The sequence below is a fragment of the Kitasatospora sp. NPDC057940 genome (assembly GCF_042887425.1).
Taxonomy (GTDB): Bacteria; Actinomycetota; Actinomycetes; order Streptomycetales; family Streptomycetaceae; genus Kitasatospora.
Genome location: NZ_JBHVPH010000028.1, coordinates 62,313 through 85,897, shown reverse-complemented (window position 1 = coordinate 85,897; position 23,585 = coordinate 62,313). Strand labels below are relative to the sequence as shown.

The following is a 23,585-nucleotide window of genomic DNA, read 5'->3' as shown; positions in this document are numbered from 1 at the left end:
ACACCCTGCCGAGGCCCCCGTGCCGCTTCGCCCCGCCCGACCGCCCGCCGCCGCCCTCGTGGCCCTGCTGCTGCTCGCCACGGGCTGCACCACGGTCGGCGGCTCCTCCGCGGACCGGGCCGCCGGGCCAGGCCGCGAGTTGTCCGCGGCCGAGCTGCGGGCGGCCGCGGTGGCCGACGCCGACCTCGGGGCGGGCTACACGGTGACGGTGATGACGCCCGGCCACGGCGACACCGGGGCGGGCGCGGGGCGGGAGGTCGCGGACGTCCCGGCCTGCCAGCCGCTGCTGGACGCGGTGACCCCGGCCGCCCCGGCGGCCACCGGCGCCGGGGCCGCCCCGGCCTCGCCGGCCCCGGGCTACCCGTACGCGGAGACGGACCTGAGCGTGGCCCGGGCCGCCGATCCCAGGGGCGGTGTGTACGGAGGGCTGCTCGGCTACCGGGCGGGACGGGCGGCCGCGCTCCAGGCGGAGCTGGAGAAGCTGTTCGTCCCGTGTGCCGCGTTCACCTCGACGGCCCCGGCGCCGCCCGCCGAGAAGCCGGGGAAGAAGGCGCCGATCCGGACCAGGCACCGGCTGAACCGTGAGGACACGCCCACCCCCGGGGGAGCGGACGCCGCGCTCGGATTCACCCTGACGAATGAATCGGGGAACGCGGTGCTCTCGCAGCATGCGGTGCTGGCCCGGATCGGGCCGGCGCTCGCGGTGTTCACCACCTTCGGGGTCGCCGCCGAGCCGGCCGCCGCGCCGGACGAGGTGATCGTCCGGCAGCAGGTGGCCAAGCTGCGGGCCGCGCAGGTGAAGAAGAAGTAGCGGGCGGAGAGGGAGTGGGCGGGATGGGGGAGGAGTCGGCGGCTCAGCGCGCCCCGGCCTCCGAATGGGTGGCGACCAGGTGCTCCAGTCGGGTGAGGGAGATCCGGCGGAGCTCGTCCGCCGAGATCAGCCGCTCCTCGTCCGGGTCGTTGGCCAGCCGGGTGCGGATCGAGGAGAGCACGGTGTCGAGCATCTCCTCCGGGGCCACGCCCTCCAGGCAGACCACGAAGACGTGGCCGAACCTGGCCTCGTACGCGGCGTGGGCGGCCCGCAGCGCGGTGTGCGCGGCCTGGCTGCCCGGTGCCCGCATGCCGAGCAGCGGTTGCGGCATCCAGCTCTCGTCGGCGAGCGCCTCGGCCAGGTCGGCCGGGCGGAGGTCGTAGGAGGCCTCGCTGGCGGCGGCCAGCAGGGACTCTATGTCGGGGTAGGGCCGGTGGGCGGTGAGCCGCAGGGCCCAGCGGTGGCTGCCGCAGCAGGCCAGCAGGGCCTCCTCGGCGGCGCCGGCATCGGCTTCGTTGAAGCGGTGCAGCCCGAGGAGGGTCGGCTCGGAGCTTGGATCGAGCCGCTGTGGCGGGATGTCGCTGGCCAGCGGGTCCTCCTCGTGAGGGCGGGAAGGTGCCGGTGAAGTGGGGTGGGGTGAAGCAGCTGAAGTATGGGGGCTGCGGGCGGCGTCACGGCGCCGGTCGGGCAGCTCCTCAAAGGTAGTTGAGCCGTCATCAGTTGGGGAGGGCGCGCGCGGGATTCATCCGGACGAGCTATCAAGTTGTGACGTTGACATCTTCGTGTCAGCGCCCTCCCCGCATTCATCTGTCAATCCGCCGTCTGTCGACCCGGCGTCCCCGCCTCAGGAGCAGCGGGTTCCGTCGGCCGGCATCGTGCCCTCGGTCAGGTAGGCCTCCAGGGCCCGGTCGATGCAGACGTTGCCCTTGCCGAAGGCCCCGTGCCCCTCGCCGACCCGGGTGAGCAGGGTGGCGTTGGCGAAGCCCTTGGCCAGCGCCTCGGCCGAGGCGTACGGGGTGGCCGGGTCGCCGGTGGAGCCGACCACCAGGATCGGGGCGGCGCCCTCCGCCCGGATGGTGTGCGGCTTCTCCGTGGTCTTGAACGGCCAGTAGGCGCAGCCGGCCTCGCTGTAGTCGTCCACGGTGGTGCCCTTGGACAGCAGCGGCGCCTCGGCGGTCAGCCGGTCCACCGCCTGCTTGGCGTGTTCCGGCGTCGGTGCCGGGCGGGCCGCGTCGGCGCAGCTGATCGCGCCGTTGGACTCCTGCATCGGGCTGTAGTGGCCGTTCTCGTCGCGGCCGTTGTAGCCGTCGGCGGAGTTCATCAGGTAGTCGCCCTTGCCGCGCACCATCGCCCAGCCCAGGGCGGCGCGCAGGTACTTCCAGGAGGTCTTCTCGTCGCCGTAGAGCGTCTGGATGGTGCCGGTCCAGGCCAGGTCGCGGCCCAGCTTGCGGCCGTCCTTGACGGTCAGCGGGTGGTCGTACAGACCGTCCAGGAAGTCGGCGGCCTTCTTGGCGGCCTTGGCCGGGTCCTTGCCGAGCGGGCACTCGTCGGCGTGGTTCTCCACGCAGTCGGCGGCGAAGCGCTCGAAGGACTTCTCGAAGCCGATCTGCTGGTCGACGCCGTGGTCCATGGTGTCCTGGGAGGGGTCGACGGCGCCGTCCAGGACGAGCCGACCGGTGTTCTTCGGGAACTCCTCGGCGTACAGCGAGCCGAGGTAGGTGCCGTAGGAGACGCCGAGGTAGTTGAGCTTCTTGTCGCCGCTGACGGCGCGCAGCACGTCCAGGTCGCGAGCGGTGTTGCGGGTGCCGACGAACGGCAGCAGTTTGCCGGACTTGGCCTGGCAGGCGGCGGCGTGCTCGGTGGCCTGCTTGACGTGCTCGGCCTTGCGGGTCGCCAGGTCGAGCGGGGCGTCCTGCTGGTCGGCGGCGTCGCGCTGCTTGTCGTCGTAGCAGACGATCGGTGAGCTGTCCCCGGTGCCGCGCGGGTCGAAGCCGATGACGTCGAAGCGGTTGTGCAGGGTGCCGGTGTAGTCCTTGGCGCCGTACTTGACCATCCCGACGCCGGACTCGCCCGGGCCGCCCGGGTTGACCATCAGCGAGCCGATCCGCTGGTCCGGCTTGGCAGCCGGGTACTTGACCAGGGCGAGGTCGATCGCGTCGGCGCCGGGGTTGGCGTAGTCGAGCGGGACGTGCAGCTTGCCGCACTGCATCCCCGATGTGTCGATCTTGAGCTTCTCGGCCGTGGGGTCGGCCGGGCAGTCGGCCCAGGCGATCTGCTGGCCGTAGAAGGGCTGGAGGGCCGGGTCGGCCTCGCCGGTGGGCTTGGGCGTCGGGGTCGGCGGCGGGGTGGCCGTGGGGCTCGTGGTGCCGGGCGCGGAGGTGCCGGCGGCCTGGTCCTGGGACGGCTTGGCGGTGTCGTCGCACGCGGCGGTGAGGAGCAGGGCGCCTGCCGCCAGAGCGGTCAGCAGGACCCGTGGGCGGGCGGCCCGGAAGGTTCTCATCGCACGTGTGTACCACTGGCGGGTGACACGTTTGATCATGGCCCCCGGGCTGCCCGTCCGGGAGGGGTCAGCCGCGGTGGACCTTGTGGTTGGCGGCCTGGGCGCGGGGGCGGACGACCAGGAGGTCGATGTTGACGTGCGGGGGGCGGGTGACCGCCCAGGCGACGGTGTCGGCGACGTCCTCCGAGGTCAGCGGCTCGGCCACGCCGGCGTAGACGGCCGCGGCCTTCTCCTCGTCGCCGCGGAAGCGGGTGACCGCGAAGCCCTCGGACTTCACCATGCCGGGGGCGATCTCGATCACCCGGATCGGCTCCCCGCACAGCTCCAGGCGCAGCGTCGCCGCGATGGTGTGCGCGGCGTGCTTGGCCGCGACGTACCCGCCGCCGCCCTCGTACGCGGCCAGCGCGGCGGTCGAGGAGAGCACCAGCACGGTGCCGTCGCCGGTGGCCCGCAGGGCCGGCAGCAGCGCCTGCGTCACGTGCAGCACGCCGAGCACGTTCACCTCGTACATGGCCCGCCAGTCGGCCGGGTCGCCGTGCTCGACCGTCTCGGCGCCGATCGCCCCGCCGGCGTTGTTCACCAGTACGTCGACCCGGCCGACCTCGGCCGCGAAGGCGTCCACGGCGGCCCGGTCGGTGACGTCGAGCGTGACCGCCCTGGCCGAACCGCCTCCGTCGACGATCTCCTTGGCCAGCGCCTCGATCCGCTCGGTCCGCCGGGCGGTCAGCACCACGTCGAAGCCCTCGGCCGCCAGCCGGCGGGCGGTCGCCGCGCCGATTCCGCTGCTGGCACCGGTGACCACGGCCACCTTCTGCTCGGTCATTGCCACTCCCTGGGGCTCATCCGGTCGTTCACCCGATCATCTCAACCGCCTCCGCGCCCGCGCCGACCGGTCCCGCTCCGGGTCCTGTCCTACATTGCGAGGACCGACCGATGCCCCCGCCGATCCCGTGGAGGGACCTCATGGCAGCCGAGCCGCGCCGCGCCGAGTCAGGTTTCCCGATCGAGCCGCTGTACGGCCCGGAGGCGCTGGCCGACTGGGATCCGGCGAGCAGGCTCGGCCGGCCGGGGGAGTACCCGTACACCCGGGGCGTCTACCCGACGATGTACGCCGGGCGGCCGTGGACGATGCGCCAGTACGCGGGCTTCGGCACCGCCGCCGAGTCCAACGCCCGCTACCGGCAGCTGATCGCGGGCGGCGGCACCGGCCTGTCGGTGGCCTTCGACCTGCCCACCCAGATGGGCTACGACTCGGACGCGCCGCTCGCCGCCGGGGAGGTGGGCAAGGTGGGCGTGGCCGTCGACAGCGTCGAGGACCTGGCCGTGCTGTTCGACGGCATCCCGCTGGGCGGGGTGTCCACCTCGATGACCATCAACGCGCCCGCCGCCCTGCTCCTGCTGCTCTACCAACTGGTCGGCGAGGCCCAGGGGGTGGCGCCGGCCCGGCTGACCGGCACGGTCCAGAACGACGTGCTGAAGGAGTACATCGCCCGGGGCACGTACATCTTCCCGCCGCAGTCCTCGCTGCGGCTGGTCGCGGACGTCTTCCGGTACTGCCGGGCGGAGATCCCGCGCTGGAACACCATCTCCATCTCCGGCTACCACATGGCCGAGGCCGGGGCGGATCCGGCGCAGGAGATCGCCTTCACGCTGGCCAACGGCATCGCCTACGTCCGTACCGCGATCGCCGCCGGGATGGCGGTGGACGACTTCGCCCCCCGGCTCTCGTTCTTCTTCGTGGCCCGGGTCACGCTGCTGGAGGAGGTGGCCAAGTTCCGTGCCGCCCGCCGGATCTGGGCCAGGGTGATGCGGGAGGAGTTCGGCGCGAAGGACCCGCGCTCGTGGATGCTGCGCTTCCACACCCAGACCGCCGGGGTGCAGCTCACCGCCCAGCAGCCCGAGCTGAACCTGGTCCGGGTCTCGGTGCAGGCGCTCGCCGCGGTGTTCGGCGGCACCCAGTCGCTGCACACCAACGGCTTCGACGAGGCGATCGCGCTGCCCACCGAGAAGGCCGCCCGGCTCGCCCTGCGGACCCAGCAGGTGCTCGCCCACGAGACCGACGTGACCGCCACCGTCGACCCGTTCGCCGGCTCGTACGCGGTCGAGTCGCTGACCGACGAGGTGGAGGCCGCCGCGCTGGCGCTGATGGCCCGGGTCGAGGAGCTGGGCGGCGCGGTGGCCGCGATCGAGCAGGGCTTCCAGAAGGCCGCGATCGAGCGCACCGCCTACCGGATCCAGCAGGAGACCGACTCCGGCGAGCGGACGGTGGTCGGTGTCAACCGCTTCCGGCTGGACGCCGAGGAGCCGTACCGGCCGCTGCGGGTGGATCCGGTGGTCGAGCGGCAGCAGGCCGAGCGGCTGTCCCGGCTGCGCGCCGGGCGGGACCGCGGGGCCGTCACCCGGGCGCTGGACGGGCTGCGCCGCACCGCGGAGGGGACGGGGAACGTGCTGTACCCGATGAAGGAGGCGCTGGCCGCGCGGGCCACCGTCGGCGAGGTCTGCGACGCCCTGCGGGAGGTGTGGGGCGTGTACGCCCCGGTGGAGCGCTTCTGACGCCTGGTCAATGAGGGGGCGGCCGTGACCGCCGCTCCGGGGGATCGTTGCACAGGGCAAGCAACCGGGGAAGGCGGCTGAAACGAGATGTCATACCCACCTGTTCGGCCGGTATGCGCCCATCCGGGGACTAGTTTTCCGGAAGTCGGGCCAAATCCCCCCAACAGGCCTACCCTTGTTGAGATGAACCGTCCTGAGCCCGCTCAGCCGGGCGCCACTCTGGCCACCGCACGCCCCGCCGCCGAACTGCGCGCCCGGGTCCGGGGGCTGGAGTCCGAGCTGATCGCCTTCCGCCGTGACCTGCACCGGCACCCGGAGCTCGGCCGCCAGGAGTTCCGCACCACCGGCCTGCTCCGCGACCGGCTGGTGGCGGCCGGCCTGAGCCCGCGGGTGCTGCCCGGTGGCACCGGCCTGATCGTCGACGTCGTCCCGGTCGGCACCGCCCCCGGCACCGAGTTCCTGGCCTTCCGCGCCGACATCGACGCGCTGCCGATCGACGACGCCAAGACCGAGGTGCCGTACCGCTCGACCGTCCCAGGCCGGGCCCACGCCTGCGGCCACGACGTGCACACCGCGGTGGTGCTCGGCACCGCCCTGGTGCTGGCCGAGGCCGCCCGCACCGGCGAACTGCGCCGTCCCGTCCGGCTGGTGTTCCAGCCGGCCGAGGAGGTCCTGCCGGGTGGTGCGCTGGACGTGATCAAGGCCGGGGGGATGGACGGCGTCGGCCGGATCTTCGCGGTGCACTGCGACCCCAAGGTGGAGGTGGGCCGGATCGCCCTGCGCACCGGGGCGATCACCTCGGCCTGCGACCGCCTGGTGCTGCACCTGGACGGCCCCGGCGGGCACACCGCCCGCCCGCACCTGACCACCGACCTGGTGGCCGCGGTCGCCCGGATGGCCGCCGACCTGCCGGGCGCGCTGGCCCGCCGGATGGACCCGCGCTGGGGCGTCAGCCTGGTCTGGGGCCGGATCGCCTCCGGCTCCGCGCCCAACGTCATCCCGCAGCACGCCGAACTGGAGGGCACCGTCCGCTGCCTGGAGCTGGACGGCTGGCGCGAGGCGCCCGACCTGCTGCACGAGCTGATCGCCAAGCTCGCCGAGACCTACCGGGCGAAGTGGACGCTGGACTACCACCGAGGGGTGCCGCCGGTGGTCAACGAGGCGGTCTCGGTCGCCCTGCTGGACGCGGCGATGACCGACCGGTTCGGCCGGGAGGGCGCGCAGGTGGTGGAGAGCACCGAGCAGAGCCTGGGCGGCGAGGACTTCTCCTGGTACCTGGAGCACGCCCCGGGCGCGCTGGCCCGGCTCGGCGTCCGCACCCCCGGTGACACCACCGTCCGCGACCTGCACCAGGGCCGCTTCGACGCCGACGAGCGCGCGATCGGGATCGGCGTGGAGCTGTTCGCGGCGCTCGCCCTGGACGAGCCGCAGAACTGAGCCGCGGGACTGAGTCACGGGACCGAGCTGCGGACTGAGTCGCGAACTGAGCTGCGGAGACCGAACGGCAGGACCGAGCCGCAGGACCGAGTCTCGAACTGAGTTGCGAAAACCGAACAGCAGGACTGGGCCGCGGGATTGAGCGGCGCACGCCGTCCCCGGCCATCTCCACGGGCACTGCGTGAACGCCCCCCGAGGGCGACCCTCCGGACGACCGGCCGGCACCCCATCGCGGTGACCGGCCGGTTTACCGCGATCCGGGGTTATCGAACGGTTCCGTAGACTGAGCCGCAAAACCAGCTTTGGATCACCGTCCGCGCACGGGAATAGGGCCTTGGGAAGACCGTGAGACCACGGTTTGATAACAACCCGAATGGTCCGGCACCCCGTAACCCAACCGTGTTCTACGCGCGTTACGGTGGCGTCCGACCACGCTAATCAGGTGCGTGTGAGAAGGAGATACTCCCTTGCGCCGTTCAATGAAGCTCGCTGCGGTTGTGCTCTCGGGTTCCCTGGGCATGGCCTCGCTCGCCGCTTGCGGCGCAAAGAGCACTGACAGCAACACCTCCTCCGGTTCGGGCGACGGCTCGATCAAGGTCGGTATGGCCTACGACATCGGCGGCCGTGGCGACCAGTCGTTCAACGACTCCGCCGCCCGCGGTCTCGACAAGGCCAAGGCCGACCTCGGCGTCGCGGTCACCGAGGCCGACGCCAAGACCGGTGAGGCGGAGGCTGACAAGGAGACCCGCCTCAAGAACCTGATCGACGGCGGTTACAAGACGATCATCGCGGTCGGCTTCGTCTACCAGCAGGCGGTCGACAAGGTCGCCAAGGACAACCCGAACGTCAAGTTCGCGATCATCGACTCGAACGACAAGGACCAGCCGTCCAACGTCACTTCGCTGGTCTTCGCCGAGCAGGAGGGTTCGTACCTCGCCGGCGTCGCCGCCGCGAACAAGTCGAAGTCCAAGCACGTCGGCTTCATCGGCGGTGTGCAGACCGAGCTGATCAAGAAGTTCGAGGCCGGTTACAAGGCGGGTGTGAAGTCCGTCGACGCGAACATCCAGGTCGAGACCACCTACCTGACCACGCCTCCGGACTTCACCGGCTTCAACTCGCCCGACAAGGGCAAGGAGGCCGCGCAGGGCCAGCTCGACAAGGGCGCGGACGTCATCTACGCCGCCGCCGGCTCCTCCGGCAACGGCGCCATCGAGGCCGTCGCCAACAAGCAGGGCGCCTACGCCATCGGCGTCGACTCCGACCAGGCCGCCCAGCCGGCCCTGGCGAAGTACAAGAACAGCATCCTCACCTCGATGGTGAAGAACGTCGACAACGCGGTCTTCTCCTACATCGAGTCGGTCAAGAAGGGCCAGCCGTTCACCGGCATCAAGCTCTTCGACCTGAAGGCCGAGGGCGTCTCGCTCGCCACCACCGGCGGCAAGCTCGACGACATCCAGGACAAGCTGAAGGCTGCCACCACGCAGATCACCTCCGGCGCCACCACCGTCCCGACCACGCCGGCCCAGTAAGGCCCGCGCGTCCCGGACGCACCAGCGACTGCCGCCTGCCCGGCAGCGCGACGAACGACAGAGCAACACGGGAGGGGCCCGGCAGGGTGCGCTCAACGCGTACCCCCGGGCCCCGTCCCGTCCCCCCGTCTTCCCCTTGGCCCTCCCAGCGCAACGACGCGCCTCCAGACCACCAGGAGATCGCCATCACCGCATCCGACCCCGTCCCCCCGCGCGAGGACGGTACCCCCAGCGCGGGGACGGCGACATCGGCCGTCGAACTGCGCGGCATCACCAAGCGCTTCCCCGGTGTCGTGGCCAACCACGACATCAACCTCACCGTCCGCAGCGGTACCGTGCACGCCCTCATGGGTGAGAACGGCGCCGGCAAGTCGACGCTGATGAAGATCCTGTACGGCATGCAGAAGCCGGACGAGGGCACCATCGCGATCAACGGCGAGACGTGCGAGTTCAACACCCCGGGCGACGCCATCTCCCGCGGCATCGGCATGGTCCACCAGCACTTCATGCTGGCCGACAACCTCACCGTGTGGGAGAACGTCGTCCTCGGCGGCGAGAAGCTCCACGGCATCGGCGCCAAGGCGAAGGCGAAGATCAAGGAGATCTCCGACCAGTACGGCCTGGGCGTGCGCCCGGACGCCCTGGTCGAGGACCTCGGCGTCGCCGACCGCCAGCGCGTCGAGATCCTCAAGGTGCTCTACCGCGGCGCCAAGATCCTGATCCTCGACGAGCCGACGGCCGTGCTCGTCCCGCAGGAGGTCGACGCGCTGTTCGACAACCTGCGCGAGCTCAAGTCCGAGGGCGTCACCGTCATCTTCATCTCGCACAAGCTGCACGAGGTGCTGGCGGTGGCCGACGCGATCAGCGTGATCCGGCGCGGCACCACGGTCGGCGACGCCGACCCGAAGGCCGTCACCGCCCGTCAGCTGGCCGAGATGATGGTCGGCGCCGAGCTGCCCTCCCCGGAGAGCCGCGAGTCGACCGTCACCACGACCGAGATGCTCGACGTCAAGGACCTGCGGATCGCCAAGACCGACGCCGAGGGCATCGAGCGCGTCGTCCTCGACGACATCTCGCTGCGCATCCACAAGGGCGAGATCCTCGGCATCGCCGGCGTCGAGGGCAACGGCCAGGCGGAACTGGTCGAGGCCATCATGGGCATGCTGCCGCTGGACGGCGGCACCGTCACCCTGGACGGCAAGGACCTCTCCGGCTCGCTCACCCGGGCCCGCCGCGAGGCCGGCATCGGCTACATCCCCGAGGACCGCCACAAGCACGGCCTGCTGCTGGAGGCCCCGCTCTGGGAGAACCGGATCCTCGGTCACGTCACCGAGGCGCCCAACTCCAAGGGCGTCCTGCTCGACCCGGGCGCCGCCCGCAAGGACACCTGGCGGATCGTCGAGGACTACGACGTCCGCACCCCGGGCATCGAGGTCACCGCGGCCTCCCTCTCCGGCGGCAACCAGCAGAAGCTGATCATCGGCCGCGAGATGAGCCACCAGCCCAAGCTGCTGATCGCCGCGCACCCCACCCGTGGTGTGGACGTCGGCGCGCAGGCGCAGATCTGGGAGCACATCCGGGTCGCCCAGCGGGCCGGCCTGGCCGTCCTGCTGATCTCCGCGGACCTGGACGAGCTGATCGGCCTGTCCGACACCATCCGGGTCATCTACCGCGGGCGCCTGGTCGCCGACGCCGACCCGGCCACCGTCACCGCCGAGGACCTCGGCACCGCCATGACGGGTGCCGCCAGCGGCCACCTCGAGTCCGATGCGGAGGCCGTCGAGCACTTCCACGAGATCCTCGTGGAGGGCACCGAGGCCGAGTCCGACGCCGGCCCCACCGACACCGCCGACGACCCGCAGGCGGGGGAGTAACCCACATGACCAGTCCCAACACCGCCGCCAAGCGCAGCCTGGCGCAGCGGATCAGCGGTGAGCGGATCGTGCTCGCACTGGCGGCGCCGGTGCTCGCGGTCGTGCTCTCCATCGTGATCTGCTCCGTCCTGCTGGCGACTTCGGGCAAGAACCCGTTCGACGCGTGGAACGTGATGCTCACGTACGCCGGCAAGTCGGACGGCCAAGTGGGGATCCTCAACCGGTCCACCACGTACTACCTGGCCGCCGCTGCCGCCGCCTTCGGGTTCCGGATGAACCTGTTCAACATCGGCGTCGAGGGCCAGTACAAGGTCGCGGCGCTGTTCGCGGCCTTCGTCGGTGCCAAGGTCGACCTGCCGGCGATCATCCAGATCCCGCTGCTGCTGGTCACCGCCATGCTGGTCGGCGGCCTGTACGCGAGCATCGCCGGTCTGTTGAAGGTCTACCGCGGGGTCAGCGAGGTCATCTCGACCATCATGCTGAACTCGATCTCGATCGCGGTCGTCGGCCTGCTGCTCGTCCCCGGCGTCTTCGCGCCGAAGACGAGCTCCACCAGCAACTCGATCCAGACCGACCCGATCTCGCAGTCCAGCCACTTCTTCACGATGGAGACGGCGGGTGGCCCGCTCTGGGGCTTCATCTTCGTCGCCGCCCTGGTCGGCGTGGTGTTCCAGTTCGCGCTGACCCGCACCCGCTTCGGCTTCGACCTGCGCGCCACCGGCCGCTCGGAGTCGGCCGCGACCGCGTCCGGCGTGAACGTCAAGCGCATGGTGATCATCTCGATGGCGGTCTCCGGCGCGATCGCCGGTCTGATCGGCATGCCCGAGCTGGTGCAGAACTCGTTCTACTACGGCCAGAGCTTCCAGCCCGGTCTGGGCTTCCTCGGCATCTCGATCGCCCTGCTCGGCCGCAACAGCCCGATCGGCATGGCCTTCGCGGCCCTGCTGTTCGCCTTCCTGGACACCACCGGCTCCCAGCTGCCGCTCCAGGGCGGCTTCCCCTTCGAGATCGTCGACGTCATGAAGGGCACCATCGTCATCTGCGTCGTCGTCGCCTACGAACTGGTGCGCCGCTACGGCCTGAAGCGCCAGCAGCAGAAGGTCGGCGCCCAGCTCGCCGCCCAGCTCGCGGCTCAGCCCGCGGCCACTGAGAAGAAGGAGGTGTCCGCATGAGCACGGCTACCGCCGCGCGTCCGAAGGCGCCGGGCGCGCCCACCAAGAAGCGCAAGATGTCCTGGCCGGTGGTGCTGCTGCTGATCGCGGGCGCCCTGGTCCTGTTCTCCGCCGTGGGCATGGCCACCGGCAACCACGCGCTGACCTCCTCCGGTCAGATCACCGCCGCGCTCAGCGCCGCCGTGCCGATCGGCATGGCCGGTCTGGGCGGTCTGTGGTCCGAGCGGGCCGGCGTGGTCAACATCGGCCTCGAAGGCATGATGGTCGCCGGCACCTTCTGCGGTGCCTGGGCCGGCTACCTGGTCAACCCGTGGGTCGGCCTGCTGGCCGGCATGCTCGGCGGCGCGCTCGGCGGTCTGCTGCACGCGCTCGTGACCGTCACCTTCGGCGTCGACCACATCGTCTCCGGCGTCGGCATCAACCTGCTGATCCCCGGCATCTGCGCGTACGTCAACCGGATCTACTACAAGGACTACATCGCGGTCGGCGCGGGTGCGAACCAGTCGCCGCCGGCGGATCCGCTGCCGTACATCACCGTCCCCGGGCTGTCCTCGTGGCTGTCCGACATCGAGAAGCACCACTGGTTCCTGGTCTCGGACGTGGCCGGCGTGGTCGGCGGCCTGGTCACCAACATCTCGGTGGTCGTGCTGGTGGCCGGCGCGATGATCGTGGTCAGCTACTTCGTGCTCTGGCGCACGGTGTTCGGCCTGCGGCTGCGCTCCTGCGGTGAGAACCCGACCGCCGCCGAGTCGCTGGGCGTCAACGTCTACAAGTACAAGTACCTCGCGGTCATCGCCTCCGGCGCCTTCGCGGGCCTCGGCGGTGCGTACCTCTCGCTGGTCGCGGCGCACTTCTACAAGGACGGCCAGACCCTCGGCCGCGGCTTCATCGGTCTCGCCGCGATGATCTTCGGCAACTGGATGCCGGGCGGCCTCGCCATGGGCGCCGGCCTGTTCGGCTTCACCGACAGCCTCCAGCTGCGCGACCCGGAGTCGGTGCACGTGCTGATCCTGACCGTCGCCATCGCGATGGCGCTGCTCGCGCTCTGGCAGCTGTACCGGCGCAAGTTCACCGGTGCGGCGATCTCCTTCGTGGTCGCCGGCGGTCTCGGCGCCTGGTACGCGCTCACCGACGAGGTGCAGCGCCCGCTGATCGTCGCCACGCCGTACGTGATCACCCTGGTGGTGCTCTCGCTGGCCTCCCAGCGGCTGCGGATGCCGAAGGCCGACGGCCAGATCTACCGCAAGGGCCAGGGCAAGTGACGGCGCCTGCGGCGTCGGCCGCGATCGACTGGGAGCGGCTGCGCGCGGCCGCGCGCGAGGCGATGACCCACGCGTACGCCCCGTACAGCAAGTTCCCGGTCGGCGCGGCCGCGCTGGTGGACGACGGGCGGCTGGTCACCGGCTGCAACGTCGAGAACGCCTCGTACGGGCTCGGGCTGTGCGCCGAGTGCGGGCTGGTGTCGGCGCTGCACGCCACCGGCGGCGGCCGGCTGACGGCCTTCACCTGCGTCGACGGCGCGGGCGAACTGCTGATGCCGTGCGGGCGCTGCCGCCAGCTGCTCTACGAGCACGGCGGGCCGGAACTGCTGATCGAGCTGCCCTCCGGGATCCGCCCGATGAGTGAGGTCCTGCCCGACGCGTTCGGGCCGGAACGGCTCTAGCTTCGACAATTGTTACGCGCGTAGAGTGTCGCGAGTGGGCCGGAACCCGGTCATCTCGCGACACTCTTCGCTTTTGAAACCCCTCTTGGAGCACGCATGGACGCCATCTCCGTCATCAGGACCAAGCGCGACAGCGGAGAGCTGAGCGACGCTCAGATCGACTGGGTCATCGACGCCTACACCCGCGGCGAGGTCGCCGACGAGCAGATGTCCGCCCTGGCCATGGCGATCCTGCTGAACGGCATGAAGCCGCACGAGATCAGCCGCTGGACCGACGCCATGATCCGCTCCGGCGTCCGGATGGACTTCTCCTCGCTGCCGCTGCCCACCAGTGACAAGCACTCCACCGGCGGCGTCGGCGACAAGATCACCCTCCCGCTCGCCCCGCTCGTCGCCGCCTGCGGCGCCGCCGTCCCGCAGCTCTCCGGCCGCGGCCTCGGCCACACCGGCGGCACCCTCGACAAGCTGGAGTCCATCCCCGGCTGGCGCGCCCTGCTCTCCAACGAGGAGATGCTCGACGTCCTGCGCTCCACCGGCGCGGTCATCTGCGCCGCCGGTGACGGCCTCGCGCCCGCCGACAAGAAGCTCTACGCGCTGCGCGACGTCACCGGCACCGTCGAGGCCATCCCGCTGATCGCCTCCTCGATCATGTCCAAGAAAATCGCCGAAGGCACCGGCGCCCTGGTCCTGGACGTCAAGGTCGGCTCCGGCGCCTTCATGAAGAACATCGACAACGCCCGCGAACTCGCCCGCACCATGGTCGGCCTGGGCACCAACGCCGGCGTGAACACCGTCGCCCTGCTCACCGACATGTCCACCCCGCTCGGCCTCACCGCCGGCAACGCGCTGGAGGTCCGCGAGTCGATCGAGGTGCTGGCCGGCGGCGGCCCCGCCGACGTCGTCGAGCTCACCCTCGCCCTCGCCCGCGAGATGCTCGCCGCGGCCGGCGTGCACGGCAAGGACCCGGCCGACGCGCTGCGCGACGGCTCCGCGATGGACCACTGGCGCCGCATGATCGCCGCCCAGGGCGGCGACGTCGACGCCCCGCTCCCGGTCGCCCGCGAGCAGCACGTCATCCCGGCGCCCGCCTCCGGCGTCCTCACCGAGCTCGACGCCTACGCCGTCGGCGTCTGCGCCTGGCGCCTCGGCGCCGGCCGCGCCCGCAAGGAGGACCCGGTCCAGGCCGGCGCCGGCGTCGAGATGCACGCCAAGCCCGGCGACACCGTCGTGGCCGGCCAGCCCCTGCTGACCCTGCACACCGACACCCCCGAGCGCTACGACTACGCCATCGAGGCGCTGGCCGGCGGCATCGCGGTCTCCCCGGCCGGCACGGCCTTCACCCCGAACCCGATCGTCCTCGACCGCATCGCGTGACGGCTTGATTACCCCATGTGCGGCAGCGTGTCCTAGGCTGCCGCACATGGGAGTTGACCGCTTCACGGTCGAGATCGAACCGGAGGTCCGACAGTGGCTCTGCGAGCTGCCGGACCGGTGCTATCGCAAGGTCGAAGAGACCGTCGATCTGCTGGCCGACCACCCCACGACACTCGGTGAGCCGTATACGCGCCATCTGGCGGGTCCGCTGCGAGAATTGCGCTTCGGCCTCGCGGGTATGGCTACCAGGGTCACGTACTGGCTCGGGCCTGAGCGGCGGATCATTCTTCTGACGGTGTTCGCCAAAACCCGGATGAGGGAGACTGCTGAAGTCACCCGGGCGATGTGGGCGCAGAAGATCTGCGAGTCAGAGCACGACCCTGCGCACGAAGAGTTCAGCCGGATCTTCGGAAAGGGAGAGCAGCGATGAACCACCTCCAGTGGAAGACCGCTCGCACGCGTGCGCTGCTGGGCGAGCAGGTCGAAGAACCGCCCGAGGTGGTCGAGCACCGGCGGGAGATCCGCTATGCGCTGGCCTTCGGACAGGCTCTCTACGACCGCCGCACTGCTCTCGGCTTGTCGCAGGCCGAAGTGGCCCGCCGCGCGAACATGACCGAGGCGGAGATCGAGAACATCGAGGGAGCTGACACAGTCCCCACCCTGTTGCTGCTGGAAAAGCTGGCGGTGGCTCTGGAAGCCGAGTTGGACCTCCACGTGGTGCCCGGCGCCGATACGAAGCTTCGCTTTCACGCGCCGGCTGCATGAGGGACCGACGGAGCCCCTACCTGGTTGTCGGGTAGGGGCTCTTTCCGTGTGTTCAGGCCCGGTCGGCCGGTGTCCTGCGCGCGGGGGCTCAGGCGTAAGTCCGCAGGACGCTGGTGTCGAGCGTCCAGGGGCCGACGGTGATCTTGTCGCCGAAGACGAAGTCCTTGCGGCGGGTGTACCCGGGCTCGTCGTGGACGACGCCGGTGCCCTTGCGGGGATCGACCAGGACGTTTCAGGAGCCTACCGATGTCGGGCGGGCCGCGGCGTGGGCCTGGCGGGTGGCGTAGAGGGTGACGGCGGCGGCGAGGGTCATGGCGGTGAGGCCGACGGTGGCGGCGCCGGGCCAGCCGGTGGCGTGGTAGGCGTCGGCGCCGAGGGTGCCGCCGAGGCTGTTGCCGAGGTAGTAGGCGATCAGGTAGAGGGCGGAGGCCTGGGCGCGGCCCTCGGTGGCGGTGCGGCCGACCGCGGAGGAGGCGGTGGCGTGGCCGGCGAAGAAGCCGGCGGTGATCAGGACCAGGCCGAGCAGGGCGCAGACCAGGGACTCGGTGAGGGAGAGCAGCAGCCCGGCGGCGGTCACGCCGATGGAGACGTAGAGCGCGCCGCGGCGGCCGAGCCGGGCGGCGAGGCGGCCGGCGGCGGCGGAGGTGCCGGTGCCGACCAGGTAGACGACGAAGATCGAGGCGGCGACGGACTCGGGCAGGTGGAACGGCGCCGAGATCAGCCGGTAGCCGACGGTGTTGTAGACCGCGCCGAACACGGCCATGAACAGCAGTCCGAGCGCGTACAGCCGCACCAGCAGCGGGTTGTGCAGGTGCCGGCCGACGGTGCGGGCCAGGGCGCGGGCGTCCACCGGGGCCGGGGTGAAGTGCCGGGCGGCGGGGATCAGCAGCCGGAAGGCGAGCGCGGCGAGCAGGGCGAGGGCGGCGGAGGCGGCGAGGCCCCAGCGCCAGCCGAAGGCCGCGGCGGTCCAGCCGGAGAGCAGTCGGCCGCCCATGCCGCCGATGCTGTTGCCGGCCACGTACAGGCCCATCGCGGAGGCCAGGGCGCTGGGGTGGACCTCCTCGGCGAGGTAGGCCATGGCGGTGGCGGGCAGCCCGGCCAGCGCGGCGCCCTGGAGGACGCGCAGCACGACGAGGGTGGTGAGGTCGGGCGCGAACGGCAGGGCGAGGGCGAGGGTGGCGGCGGCGAGGGTGGAGGCCGTCATGACGGCGGTGCGGCCGTACCGGTCGGACAGGGCGCTGGCGGGGAGCAGGGCGAGCGCGAGTCCGAGGGTGGCGGCGGAGGCCGTCCAGCTGGCCTGGCCGGGGGTGAGGTCGAGGTCGGCCGAGAGGATCGGCAGCAGGCCCTGGGTGGAGTAGAGCAGGACGAAGGTCGCGACTCCGGCGGCGAACAGGGCGAGGTTGGCGCGGCGGAAGGCGCGCTGGCCGGGGCGGTGGCGGTCGTCGTGCGGGGCGGCGGGGGCGGGGGCATCCGGGGTGGTCACGGATGCCCTGGTATCGGCGGGCTGCATGTCGTCGACGGTAGGCGCGCTGCGGTTGATGCGTCCAATGCATGAACGGTGGATGATCGATGCGTTGTCGTATGAGTCGAGGTGGTGGCGGGATGGCCGGGGCGGACAGGGCGGACGTGACGGACGGCACGGAGCCGCGGTACCGGGTGGCGGAGTTGGGGCCGGACGAGCCGGCGGTACTGCTGGCGCCCCGGCTGGCCCAGTTCGCGGCGGTGGCCCGGCTGGAGCATGTGACGCGGGCGGCCGCGCTGCTCGGGGTGCCGCAGCCGACGCTGTCGCGGGCGGTGGCCCGGCTGGAGGAGGAGCTGGGCGTGGACCTGCTGGCCCGTCAGGGCCGGACGGTCCGGCTGACCAGGGCGGGCCGGCTGCTGCTGGCCTCGGTGGAGCGGGCGCTGGCGGAGGTCGAGCGGGGGGCGGAGGCGGCCCGGGCGGAGGCCGATCCGGCGGCCGGGCGGGTGGCGTTCGGCTTCCTGCACACGATGGGGACGGACGCGGTGCCGGCGCTGCTGCGCGGGTTCCGGGCGGGGCATCCGCAGGTCCGGTTCCAGCTGGTGCAGGACTACGTCGGGGCGATGCTGGAGCGGTTGCGGGCGGGGGAGTTGGACCTCTGCCTGGTCGCGCCGCTGCCGGACGATCCGGCCTTCACGGCCCGCCCGCTGGACGAGCAGCGGCTGCACCTGGTCGTCCCGGCGGACCACCGGCTGGCGGGCCGGCGGCGGATCCGGCTGGCGGAGGTGGCCGAGGAGCCGTTCGTCGGGCTGGAGCAGGGGTACGGGCTGCGCGCGATCACGGACGGCTTCTGCGCGCAGGCCGGGTTCGTGCCGCGGCTGGCCTTCGAGGGGGAGGAGGCGGAGACGCTGCGCGGGCTGGTCGCGGCCGGGCTGGGGGTGGCGCTGCTGCCGCCGGCGCTGGTGCCGCGGCCGGGGGTGGTGGAGCTGGAGGTGACGGCGCCGCGCACCCGGCGGGCGATCGGGCTGGCCTGGGCGGCGGGGCGGCCGCTGACCCCGCCGGTGGCGGCGTTCCGGGACTTCGTGCTGTCCCGGCGGGGCCGGTTGCTGCAGCACGACTGAGCCGCCGCTGGGCCACGACTGAGCCGCAATGGGGCCGCAATGAGGCCACGACTGACCCGCAATGGGGCCGCAATGGGGCCGCAGCGGGGCCGAATGTGCCGCGGATGACCCGGGCGGTGGAATTCCCGGTGGACTTTCGTCGAACCGGCCGTGTTAACAGTGGTGGGTCTACGCGCGTAGGGGCTATATTTCCGCAATGGAGAAGCAGATCCCTGTCACCGCCGCGGGCGCCGGCCCGCGCATCCCCACCCCCGACCAGATCCGCCGCGCGCCGAAGGTGCTGCTGCACGACCACCTCGACGGCGGGCTGCGCCCGGAGACGGTCGTCGAGCTGGCCGCCGCGGTCGGCTACGAGGGCCTTCCGACCACCGACGCCAAGGAACTCGGCGAGTGGTTCCGCGAGGCCGCCGACTCCGGCTCGCTGGTCCGCTACCTGGAGACCTTCGCGCACACCTGCGCCGTGATGCAGACCCGCGAGGCCCTGATCAAGGTCGCCGCCGACTGCGCCGAGGACCTGGCCGCCGACGGCGTCGTGTACGCCGAGGTCCGCTACGCCCCCGAGCAGCACCTGGAGGCCGGCCTGTCCCTGGACGAGGTCGTCCAGGCCGTGAACGAGGGCTTCCGCCTCGGCGAGGCCAACGCCCGCGCGGCCGGCCACCGGATCCGGGTCGGCACCCTGCTGACCGCGATGCGGCACGCCGCCCGCTCCACCGAGATCGCCGAACTGGCCAACCGCCACCGGGACCAGGGCGTCGTCGGCTTCGACATCGCCGGTGCCGAGGCGGGCCACCCGCCCACCCGCCACCAGGCCGCCTTCGACTACCTCAAGGGCGAGAACAACCACTTCACCATCCACGCGGGCGAGGCCTTCGGCCTCCCGTCGATCTGGGAGGCCCTGCAGTGCTGCGGCGCCGACCGGCTCGGCCACGGCGTGCGGATCGTCGACGACATCACGGTGGCCGAGGACGGCAGCGTCGAGCTCGGCCGGCTGGCCGCGTACGTGCGCGACAAGCGCATCCCGCTGGAGATGTGCCCGACCTCCAACCTCCAGACCGCGGCGGCCACTTCGTACGCCGAGCACCCGATCGGGCTGCTCAGCCGGCTGAAGTTCCGGGTCACCGTGAACACCGACAACCGGCTGATGAGCGGCACCAGCATGAGCCGCGAGTTCGGGCACCTGGTGGAGGCCTTCGGCTACACGCTGGGGGACATGGAGTGGTTCACGGTGAACGCGATGAAGTCCGCGTTCCTGCCGTTCGACGAGCGGCTGGCGATGATCAGCGACGTGATCAAGCCGGGGTACGCCGAACTGAAGGCGGAGTGGCTGTTCAGCTCGGGCACCGGCGACAGCTGAGCGGCCTTTCCCGTTCGAATGGTCGGGTGAACGCCCATGTCCCGAAGGGGAGTTGGCGTTCATCCGACTACTCACTCGGGTGAGTGAACGCCCTTTGGTCCTCGCGTGGCGCACTCACTACGGTGTGCCCGTCCATGCTGACAGGCCGTGGCGGCGGTAGCCCGTCCGCCCCGTCCCGATGTCGGCCACCGACGACGACCCAAGGGACGAACCATGAAGCAGGCTCTCAAGGCCGCCGGCACCGCGGCGCTCGGCATCGCCATCGCGGCGGTGGGCGCCGGTACCGCCTCCGCCGCCGCCCCCGGCGGCCTCGGGCTGCCCACCGGCGCGGTCACGAACCCCGCGGTGACCGGCGCGGTCACCGACACCGCCGCCAAGCTGCCCGGCGGCGACAAGGTCACCGGCACGCTCGGCACCCTCACCCCGGCCGCCGGCCAGGCGGCGCCCGCCCCGGCCGCCGAGGCCGGTGCCGCCACGCGTGGCGCCCTCCCGACCATCCCGGGCGTCGACAAGACCCCCATCGGCGGGCTGACCCACACCCTGCCGCTGCCGGGCCTGACCGGCTGATCCGGCCGCAGGCACGGCGACGGGCCGTCCGCCCCGGTGATCCCGGGAGCGGGCGGCCCGCCGTCGTACCGGGCCCGGCGCGACGGCGCCGGGCGTACGGCTCCCGGGCTTACGGCTCCTGGGGGAGCACCGCCCAGAGGACCAGGTAGACCAGGCACTGGAGCCCGGGCAGGATGATCGAGATCAGGAAGATCAGTCGCACGGTCCACGGCGTCACGCCGTAGCGCTCGGCAAGACCGGCGCAGACGCCGGCGATGACGCGGTTGTGACGGGGACGGGCGAGACGGGCGCTCATGGGTCAACTCCGTGTCGTGGCACCCGATCCGGCCGATCCGGCGGGCTTAATTTCCACTCTCCGCCACCGCGCCCCCGGAAACGTCCACCTGGCAGTCGATTCGACACCCCGCCGACTCGCCGGTGAGGCGTAGCCGGGTGTCGGGGTCCGTCTCAGGGTCGCCCGGAGCGCGGATGCCCCAGGTGGCGCCCGCCCGGCGGCGGGAAAGCCCGTTGCGGTCCGGCGGCGGGCCGGTCTAGCCTCTCCGGCAACACGTCGAGGGAGACGAGTACCTCCGGGCCCAGCGGGCCGAGAGAGCCGCCGGCAGCTGTGAAGGCGGCCCCGCGCCCCGGAGCGAAGACACTCCCGAGTGCGGGGAGGAAATGCCCCGCCGACCGGCCCCCGTCAACGGGCCACAACGAGGCCGCCGCCCGCGCGGGCGGCGGCGAAAGTGCGGTGGCACCGCGAGTTGCCCTTCTCGCCCGCACTCCGAAGGGATCACCACGACGCCCCTGGAGGGCCGCGATGATCCACCCGACGACCCGTGTCCTGGCCGCCGAACTACCCGGCCACATCGGCGAATCCGTAGAGATCAGTGGCTGGCTGCACCGCCGCCGCGCACTCAAGTCCGTCACCTTCCTGGTGATCCGGGACCGCTCCGGACCGGCCCAGGTGGTCGCCACCGGCGCCGGCCCCGACCTGCCGGAGGAAACCGTCCTGCGGATCCGCGGCACCGTCACCGCCAACCCGCAGGCGCCGGCCGGCGTCGAGCTGACCTCGCCCACCGTCGAGGTCCTGTCCGGCCTTGCCGAGGCGCCCCCGTTCAGCCTGTTCCGGCCGACCGTCGAGACCACCCTCCCGGTGATCCTCGACGGCGCCCCCGTCACCCTCCGCCACCCGCGCCTGGCCGCCCTGCACCGGATCACGGCGGCCTCGGTGGGCGGGTTCCGGGCCACCCTCGACGGCCTGGACTTCACCGAGATCCAGACCCCCAAGGTGGTCTCCTCGGCCACCGAGTCCGGGGCGAACGTCTTCGCGCTGGACTGGTTCGGCCGCCCCGCCTACCTCGCGCAGTCGCCGCAGTTCTTCAAGCAGGCGATGGTCGGGGTGTTCGAGCGGGTCTACGAGACCGGGCCGGTGTTCCGGGCCGAACCGCACGACACCGCACGGCACTTGGCGCAGTACACCAGCCTCGACGCGGAGCTCGGCTTCATCACCGACCACCGCGAGGTGATGGCCGTGCTGCGCGAGGTGGTCGCCGGGATGGTCGCCTCGGTGGCCGAGCGGGCCGGCGCCGCCGTCGACCTGCTGGAGGTGAAGCTGCCCGAGGTCCCGGCGGAGATCCCGCAGCTCCACTTCGCCGAGGCGATGCGGCTGTTGGGCGTCGACGAGCCGGACCTCGCCCCGGCGCACGAGCGGTGGCTCAGCGAGTGGGCGCTGCGCGAGCACGGCAGCGAGTTCCTGTTCGTGGTCGGCTACCCGATGCGCAAGCGGCCCTTCTACACCCACCCGGAACCGGGCCGCCCGGAGTACTCCAACAGCTTCGACCTGCTCTTCCGCGGGCTCGAACTGGTCACCGGAGGCCAGCGGCTGCACCGGCACGAGGACTACCTGGCCGCGCTGGCGGCCCGCGGCGAGCCGGTCCAGCCGTACGAGGGCTACCTGCGCTCCTTCGCGCACGGGATGCCGCCGCACGGTGGGTTCGCGCTGGGGCTGGAGCGCTGGACGGCGCGGCTCACCGGCACCGACAACATCCGCCGGACCACGCTCTTCCCCCGCGACCTGCACCGCCTGACGCCCTGACGCCCTGACACCGACGGGCGGGAGGCGCCGGACGAACCGGAGCCCCCCGCCCGTCAGTGGCGGATCGGCGAGCAGCTACTGCGCCTGCCCGGCCGGCGGCACCGGCTGCGCGTACGGGTTGTCCGGCACGGGCTGCGCCGACGGAGCGAACGGTGCGGCCTGCGGCGCGGCGCCCTGCGGCGGGACGGGCTGGCCGTACGGCGCCTGCGGGGCGTTGGGGTCGTACGGTGCCGCCTGCGGGGCCGGCTGCTGGTTCTTGGCGTTGCCGCGTTCGACGATCGCCTTCACGGAGTTGGCGATCAGCGCGATCGGCAGGATGAACGCCTTGAAGAAGATCTCGTACCGGCCGCCTTCGAAGACGAACGCGAGGTAGTAGGCGTACCCCAGGAATCCGAGGCCGGCAAGGACGTTGATGATCCGCCAGCCGACCTTCAGGCCGCTACCGGGATTGACCGCTCCGAGGACCAGCATGGCGGCACCGCTGATCGCCAGCGCGACGACGTACCAGGAGAAAAGCGGCTCGGCGCTGAAATCGAGATTGTTCAAGGGGGATTCCTGTGGGACGGGGGGATTAAGGCGGTGAGGCCTTTGGGGCGACAGCGCAGATTACCGGAGGCGGCCGACATTCGGCGTCGCCTTTTCATCACGGAGTCGTCGCACCCCGACGGAACGGCAATTGACGAGGTGGGAAATGACTGGCTATGAGATGCTGCGGGTCTTTTGCGGCCCCGGTGGCACCGGCGGCGAGTGCGGGAGCGCACTCGCCGGGGTGCGGGAGGTAAGGCCTCAGCGGGCGGGGGGTGTGGGCTCGGCGTAGGCGCGGGCGCGGGCGACCGGTGGGCCGACCAGGGTGGTCACCTTGGGCGCGGGCGCAGCTCCGGGCGCCGGCACCCGGACCCGCGGGCGCCAGTCGCGCAGCAGCCGTCGCAGGCCGGGGACGAGGGCCAGGTGGGTGATGGCCACGCCGATCACGGCGAGCAGTATGTGGTCGACGTTGAGGACGTGCCCGGGCGTCCAGGAGGAGAGGAACTCCAGGCCGGTCGCCAGCAGGGCGGAGGCGCCGGTGGTGCGCAGGAAGGACGGCAGCCAGGGGGCCCGCAGCCGGCCGCCGGCCAGCGGGAGCAGCACGCCGAGCGGGGCCAGCAGGAGGAGCTCGCCGAGCACCTGCCAGCCGGTGGAGGAGCGGAGGGAGGCCAGCGGCGTCAGGTTGGTGTCGTACACCCAGGGAACCGGCAGCGGCCTCAGCACCACCAGCCAGAGGACGAGGGCCAGGTGACAGGTCAGGCCCGCCAGTCCGGCTGTTCGAAGGGGACGGTGGACGGCCGTCGC

Annotated in this window: 22 protein-coding genes; 15 read left to right on the top strand and 7 right to left on the bottom strand. The window is 72.0% G+C overall.

Features of this window, described 5'->3' with window-relative positions:
• The first annotated feature begins 19 nt into the window (after positions 1–19).
• Positions 20–811: a hypothetical protein gene (locus tag ACFVTF_RS31400; RefSeq protein ID WP_387817618.1), complete on the top strand. Its 792-nt coding sequence runs from the start codon at positions 20–22 to the stop codon at positions 809–811.
• A gap of 43 nt (positions 812–854) precedes the next feature.
• Here the strand turns inward: ACFVTF_RS31400 and ACFVTF_RS31395 are convergent, their stop codons facing one another.
• The 3 genes from ACFVTF_RS31395 to ACFVTF_RS31385 form a co-directional block, all read right to left on the bottom strand.
• Positions 855–1,292, bottom strand: a complete 438-nt coding sequence (locus tag ACFVTF_RS31395; protein ID WP_387817637.1) for a 2-oxo-4-hydroxy-4-carboxy-5-ureidoimidazoline decarboxylase — start codon at positions 1,290–1,292, stop codon at positions 855–857.
• 363 nt (positions 1,293–1,655) lie between these two features.
• Positions 1,656–3,311 (bottom strand): alpha/beta hydrolase, encoded by a 1,656-nt coding sequence (locus ACFVTF_RS31390; RefSeq protein WP_387817617.1) that lies wholly within the window; start codon positions 3,309–3,311, stop codon positions 1,656–1,658.
• 67 nt (positions 3,312–3,378) lie between these two features.
• Positions 3,379–4,134, bottom strand: coding sequence for an SDR family oxidoreductase (locus ACFVTF_RS31385; protein WP_387817616.1), 756 nt, complete (start codon positions 4,132–4,134; stop codon positions 3,379–3,381).
• 140 nt (positions 4,135–4,274) lie between these two features.
• On the opposite strand from ACFVTF_RS31385, the gene ACFVTF_RS31380 reads away from it, so the two are divergent.
• From ACFVTF_RS31380 to ACFVTF_RS31335, 10 genes are all read left to right on the top strand, one after another.
• Positions 4,275–5,864, top strand: a complete 1,590-nt coding sequence (locus ACFVTF_RS31380; RefSeq protein ID WP_387817615.1) for a methylmalonyl-CoA mutase — start codon at positions 4,275–4,277, stop codon at positions 5,862–5,864.
• Positions 5,865–6,047: 183 nt separating this feature from the next.
• Positions 6,048–7,301, top strand: coding sequence for an amidohydrolase (locus ACFVTF_RS31375; protein WP_387817614.1), 1,254 nt, complete (start codon positions 6,048–6,050; stop codon positions 7,299–7,301).
• A 467-nt stretch (positions 7,302–7,768) separates the two neighbouring features.
• The gene (locus ACFVTF_RS31370; RefSeq protein WP_387817613.1) at positions 7,769–8,830 is read left to right on the top strand and encodes a BMP family protein; all 1,062 of its coding nucleotides are present in this window, start codon (positions 7,769–7,771) and stop codon (positions 8,828–8,830) included.
• 347 nt (positions 8,831–9,177) lie between these two features.
• A complete protein-coding gene (locus ACFVTF_RS31365; RefSeq protein ID WP_387817636.1) occupies positions 9,178–10,704 on the top strand; it encodes an ABC transporter ATP-binding protein in 1,527 nt (508 codons plus the stop codon).
• A gap of 5 nt (positions 10,705–10,709) precedes the next feature.
• On the top strand, positions 10,710–11,876 hold the full coding sequence (locus ACFVTF_RS31360) for an ABC transporter permease (RefSeq protein ID WP_387817612.1): 1,167 nt from the start codon (positions 10,710–10,712) through the stop codon (positions 11,874–11,876).
• The gene (locus ACFVTF_RS31355) at positions 11,873–13,138 is read left to right on the top strand and encodes an ABC transporter permease (RefSeq protein ID WP_350877261.1); all 1,266 of its coding nucleotides are present in this window, start codon (positions 11,873–11,875) and stop codon (positions 13,136–13,138) included. Before ACFVTF_RS31360 ends, ACFVTF_RS31355 begins: the two co-directional genes overlap by 4 nt.
• Positions 13,135–13,539, top strand: coding sequence for a cytidine deaminase (locus ACFVTF_RS31350; protein WP_063349052.1), 405 nt, complete (start codon positions 13,135–13,137; stop codon positions 13,537–13,539). The genes ACFVTF_RS31355 and ACFVTF_RS31350 overlap by 4 nt, the downstream gene beginning before the upstream one ends.
• A gap of 96 nt (positions 13,540–13,635) precedes the next feature.
• Positions 13,636–14,913, top strand: a complete 1,278-nt coding sequence (locus ACFVTF_RS31345) for a thymidine phosphorylase (protein WP_371518505.1) — start codon at positions 13,636–13,638, stop codon at positions 14,911–14,913.
• Positions 14,914–14,959: 46 nt separating this feature from the next.
• Positions 14,960–15,343, top strand: coding sequence for a type II toxin-antitoxin system RelE/ParE family toxin (locus ACFVTF_RS31340; protein WP_387817610.1), 384 nt, complete (start codon positions 14,960–14,962; stop codon positions 15,341–15,343).
• Positions 15,340–15,678, top strand: a complete 339-nt coding sequence (locus ACFVTF_RS31335) for a helix-turn-helix domain-containing protein (RefSeq protein ID WP_387817609.1) — start codon at positions 15,340–15,342, stop codon at positions 15,676–15,678. The genes ACFVTF_RS31340 and ACFVTF_RS31335 overlap by 4 nt, the downstream gene beginning before the upstream one ends.
• Before the next feature lie 232 nt (positions 15,679–15,910).
• Here ACFVTF_RS31335 and ACFVTF_RS31330 read toward each other — a convergent pair whose 3' ends face one another.
• Positions 15,911–17,188, bottom strand: coding sequence for an MFS transporter (locus tag ACFVTF_RS31330; protein ID WP_387817608.1), 1,278 nt, complete (start codon positions 17,186–17,188; stop codon positions 15,911–15,913).
• 92 nt (positions 17,189–17,280) lie between these two features.
• Here ACFVTF_RS31330 and ACFVTF_RS31325 point away from each other — a divergent pair, with 92 nt between their 5' ends.
• From ACFVTF_RS31325 to ACFVTF_RS31315, 3 genes are all read left to right on the top strand, one after another.
• On the top strand, positions 17,281–18,258 hold the full coding sequence (locus tag ACFVTF_RS31325; RefSeq protein ID WP_363624598.1) for a LysR family transcriptional regulator: 978 nt from the start codon (positions 17,281–17,283) through the stop codon (positions 18,256–18,258).
• Positions 18,259–18,454: 196 nt separating this feature from the next.
• Positions 18,455–19,612: an adenosine deaminase gene (locus ACFVTF_RS31320; RefSeq protein ID WP_387817607.1), complete on the top strand. Its 1,158-nt coding sequence runs from the start codon at positions 18,455–18,457 to the stop codon at positions 19,610–19,612.
• Positions 19,613–19,825: 213 nt separating this feature from the next.
• Entirely contained in the window at positions 19,826–20,179 is a 354-nt protein-coding gene (locus ACFVTF_RS31315) for an ATP-binding protein (protein WP_387817606.1), read from the top strand.
• A 109-nt stretch (positions 20,180–20,288) separates the two neighbouring features.
• On the opposite strand, the gene ACFVTF_RS31310 is transcribed toward ACFVTF_RS31315, so the two are convergent.
• Positions 20,289–20,474 (bottom strand): PspC domain-containing protein, encoded by a 186-nt coding sequence (locus tag ACFVTF_RS31310; protein WP_371518512.1) that lies wholly within the window; start codon positions 20,472–20,474, stop codon positions 20,289–20,291.
• A gap of 504 nt (positions 20,475–20,978) precedes the next feature.
• Between ACFVTF_RS31310 and aspS the strand changes: the two genes are divergently transcribed.
• The gene (aspS, locus tag ACFVTF_RS31305; protein WP_387817605.1) at positions 20,979–22,256 is read left to right on the top strand and encodes an aspartate--tRNA(Asn) ligase; all 1,278 of its coding nucleotides are present in this window, start codon (positions 20,979–20,981) and stop codon (positions 22,254–22,256) included.
• A 75-nt stretch (positions 22,257–22,331) separates the two neighbouring features.
• Here the strand turns inward: aspS and ACFVTF_RS31300 are convergent, their stop codons facing one another.
• Positions 22,332–22,802 carry a hypothetical protein gene (locus ACFVTF_RS31300; RefSeq protein WP_387817604.1) on the bottom strand — a complete coding sequence of 157 codons (471 nt, stop codon included), beginning with the start codon at positions 22,800–22,802 and terminating at the stop codon, positions 22,332–22,334.
• Between the two features lie 240 nt (positions 22,803–23,042).
• A complete protein-coding gene (locus ACFVTF_RS31295) occupies positions 23,043–23,528 on the bottom strand; it encodes a VanZ family protein (RefSeq protein WP_387817635.1) in 486 nt (161 codons plus the stop codon).
• Positions 23,529–23,585: the final 57 nt, after the last annotated feature.

Bases quoted from the DNA above. Each gene is read 5' to 3' on its own strand.
- aspS (WP_387817605.1), top strand. From the start codon at position 20,979: ATGATCCACCCGACGACCCGTGTCCTGGCCGCCGAACTACCCGGCCAC.
- ACFVTF_RS31360 (WP_387817612.1), top strand. From the start codon at position 10,710: ATGACCAGTCCCAACACCGCCGCCAAGCGCAGCCTGGCGCAGCGGATC.
- ACFVTF_RS31340 (WP_387817610.1), top strand. From the start codon at position 14,960: ATGGGAGTTGACCGCTTCACGGTCGAGATCGAACCGGAGGTCCGACAG.
- ACFVTF_RS31390 (WP_387817617.1), bottom strand. From the start codon at position 3,311: ATGAGAACCTTCCGGGCCGCCCGCCCACGGGTCCTGCTGACCGCTCTG.
- ACFVTF_RS31325 (WP_363624598.1), top strand. From the start codon at position 17,281: ATGGCCGGGGCGGACAGGGCGGACGTGACGGACGGCACGGAGCCGCGG.
- ACFVTF_RS31320 (WP_387817607.1), top strand. From the start codon at position 18,455: ATGGAGAAGCAGATCCCTGTCACCGCCGCGGGCGCCGGCCCGCGCATC.
- ACFVTF_RS31365 (WP_387817636.1), top strand. From the start codon at position 9,178: ATGGGTGAGAACGGCGCCGGCAAGTCGACGCTGATGAAGATCCTGTAC.
- ACFVTF_RS31315 (WP_387817606.1), top strand. From the start codon at position 19,826: ATGAAGCAGGCTCTCAAGGCCGCCGGCACCGCGGCGCTCGGCATCGCC.
- ACFVTF_RS31335 (WP_387817609.1), top strand. From the start codon at position 15,340: ATGAACCACCTCCAGTGGAAGACCGCTCGCACGCGTGCGCTGCTGGGC.
- ACFVTF_RS31330 (WP_387817608.1), bottom strand. From the start codon at position 17,188: ATGCAGCCCGCCGATACCAGGGCATCCGTGACCACCCCGGATGCCCCC.
- ACFVTF_RS31385 (WP_387817616.1), bottom strand. From the start codon at position 4,134: ATGACCGAGCAGAAGGTGGCCGTGGTCACCGGTGCCAGCAGCGGAATC.
- ACFVTF_RS31375 (WP_387817614.1), top strand. From the start codon at position 6,048: ATGAACCGTCCTGAGCCCGCTCAGCCGGGCGCCACTCTGGCCACCGCA.
- ACFVTF_RS31355 (WP_350877261.1), top strand. From the start codon at position 11,873: ATGAGCACGGCTACCGCCGCGCGTCCGAAGGCGCCGGGCGCGCCCACC.
- ACFVTF_RS31380 (WP_387817615.1), top strand. From the start codon at position 4,275: ATGGCAGCCGAGCCGCGCCGCGCCGAGTCAGGTTTCCCGATCGAGCCG.
- ACFVTF_RS31345 (WP_371518505.1), top strand. From the start codon at position 13,636: ATGGACGCCATCTCCGTCATCAGGACCAAGCGCGACAGCGGAGAGCTG.
- ACFVTF_RS31310 (WP_371518512.1), bottom strand. From the start codon at position 20,474: ATGAGCGCCCGTCTCGCCCGTCCCCGTCACAACCGCGTCATCGCCGGC.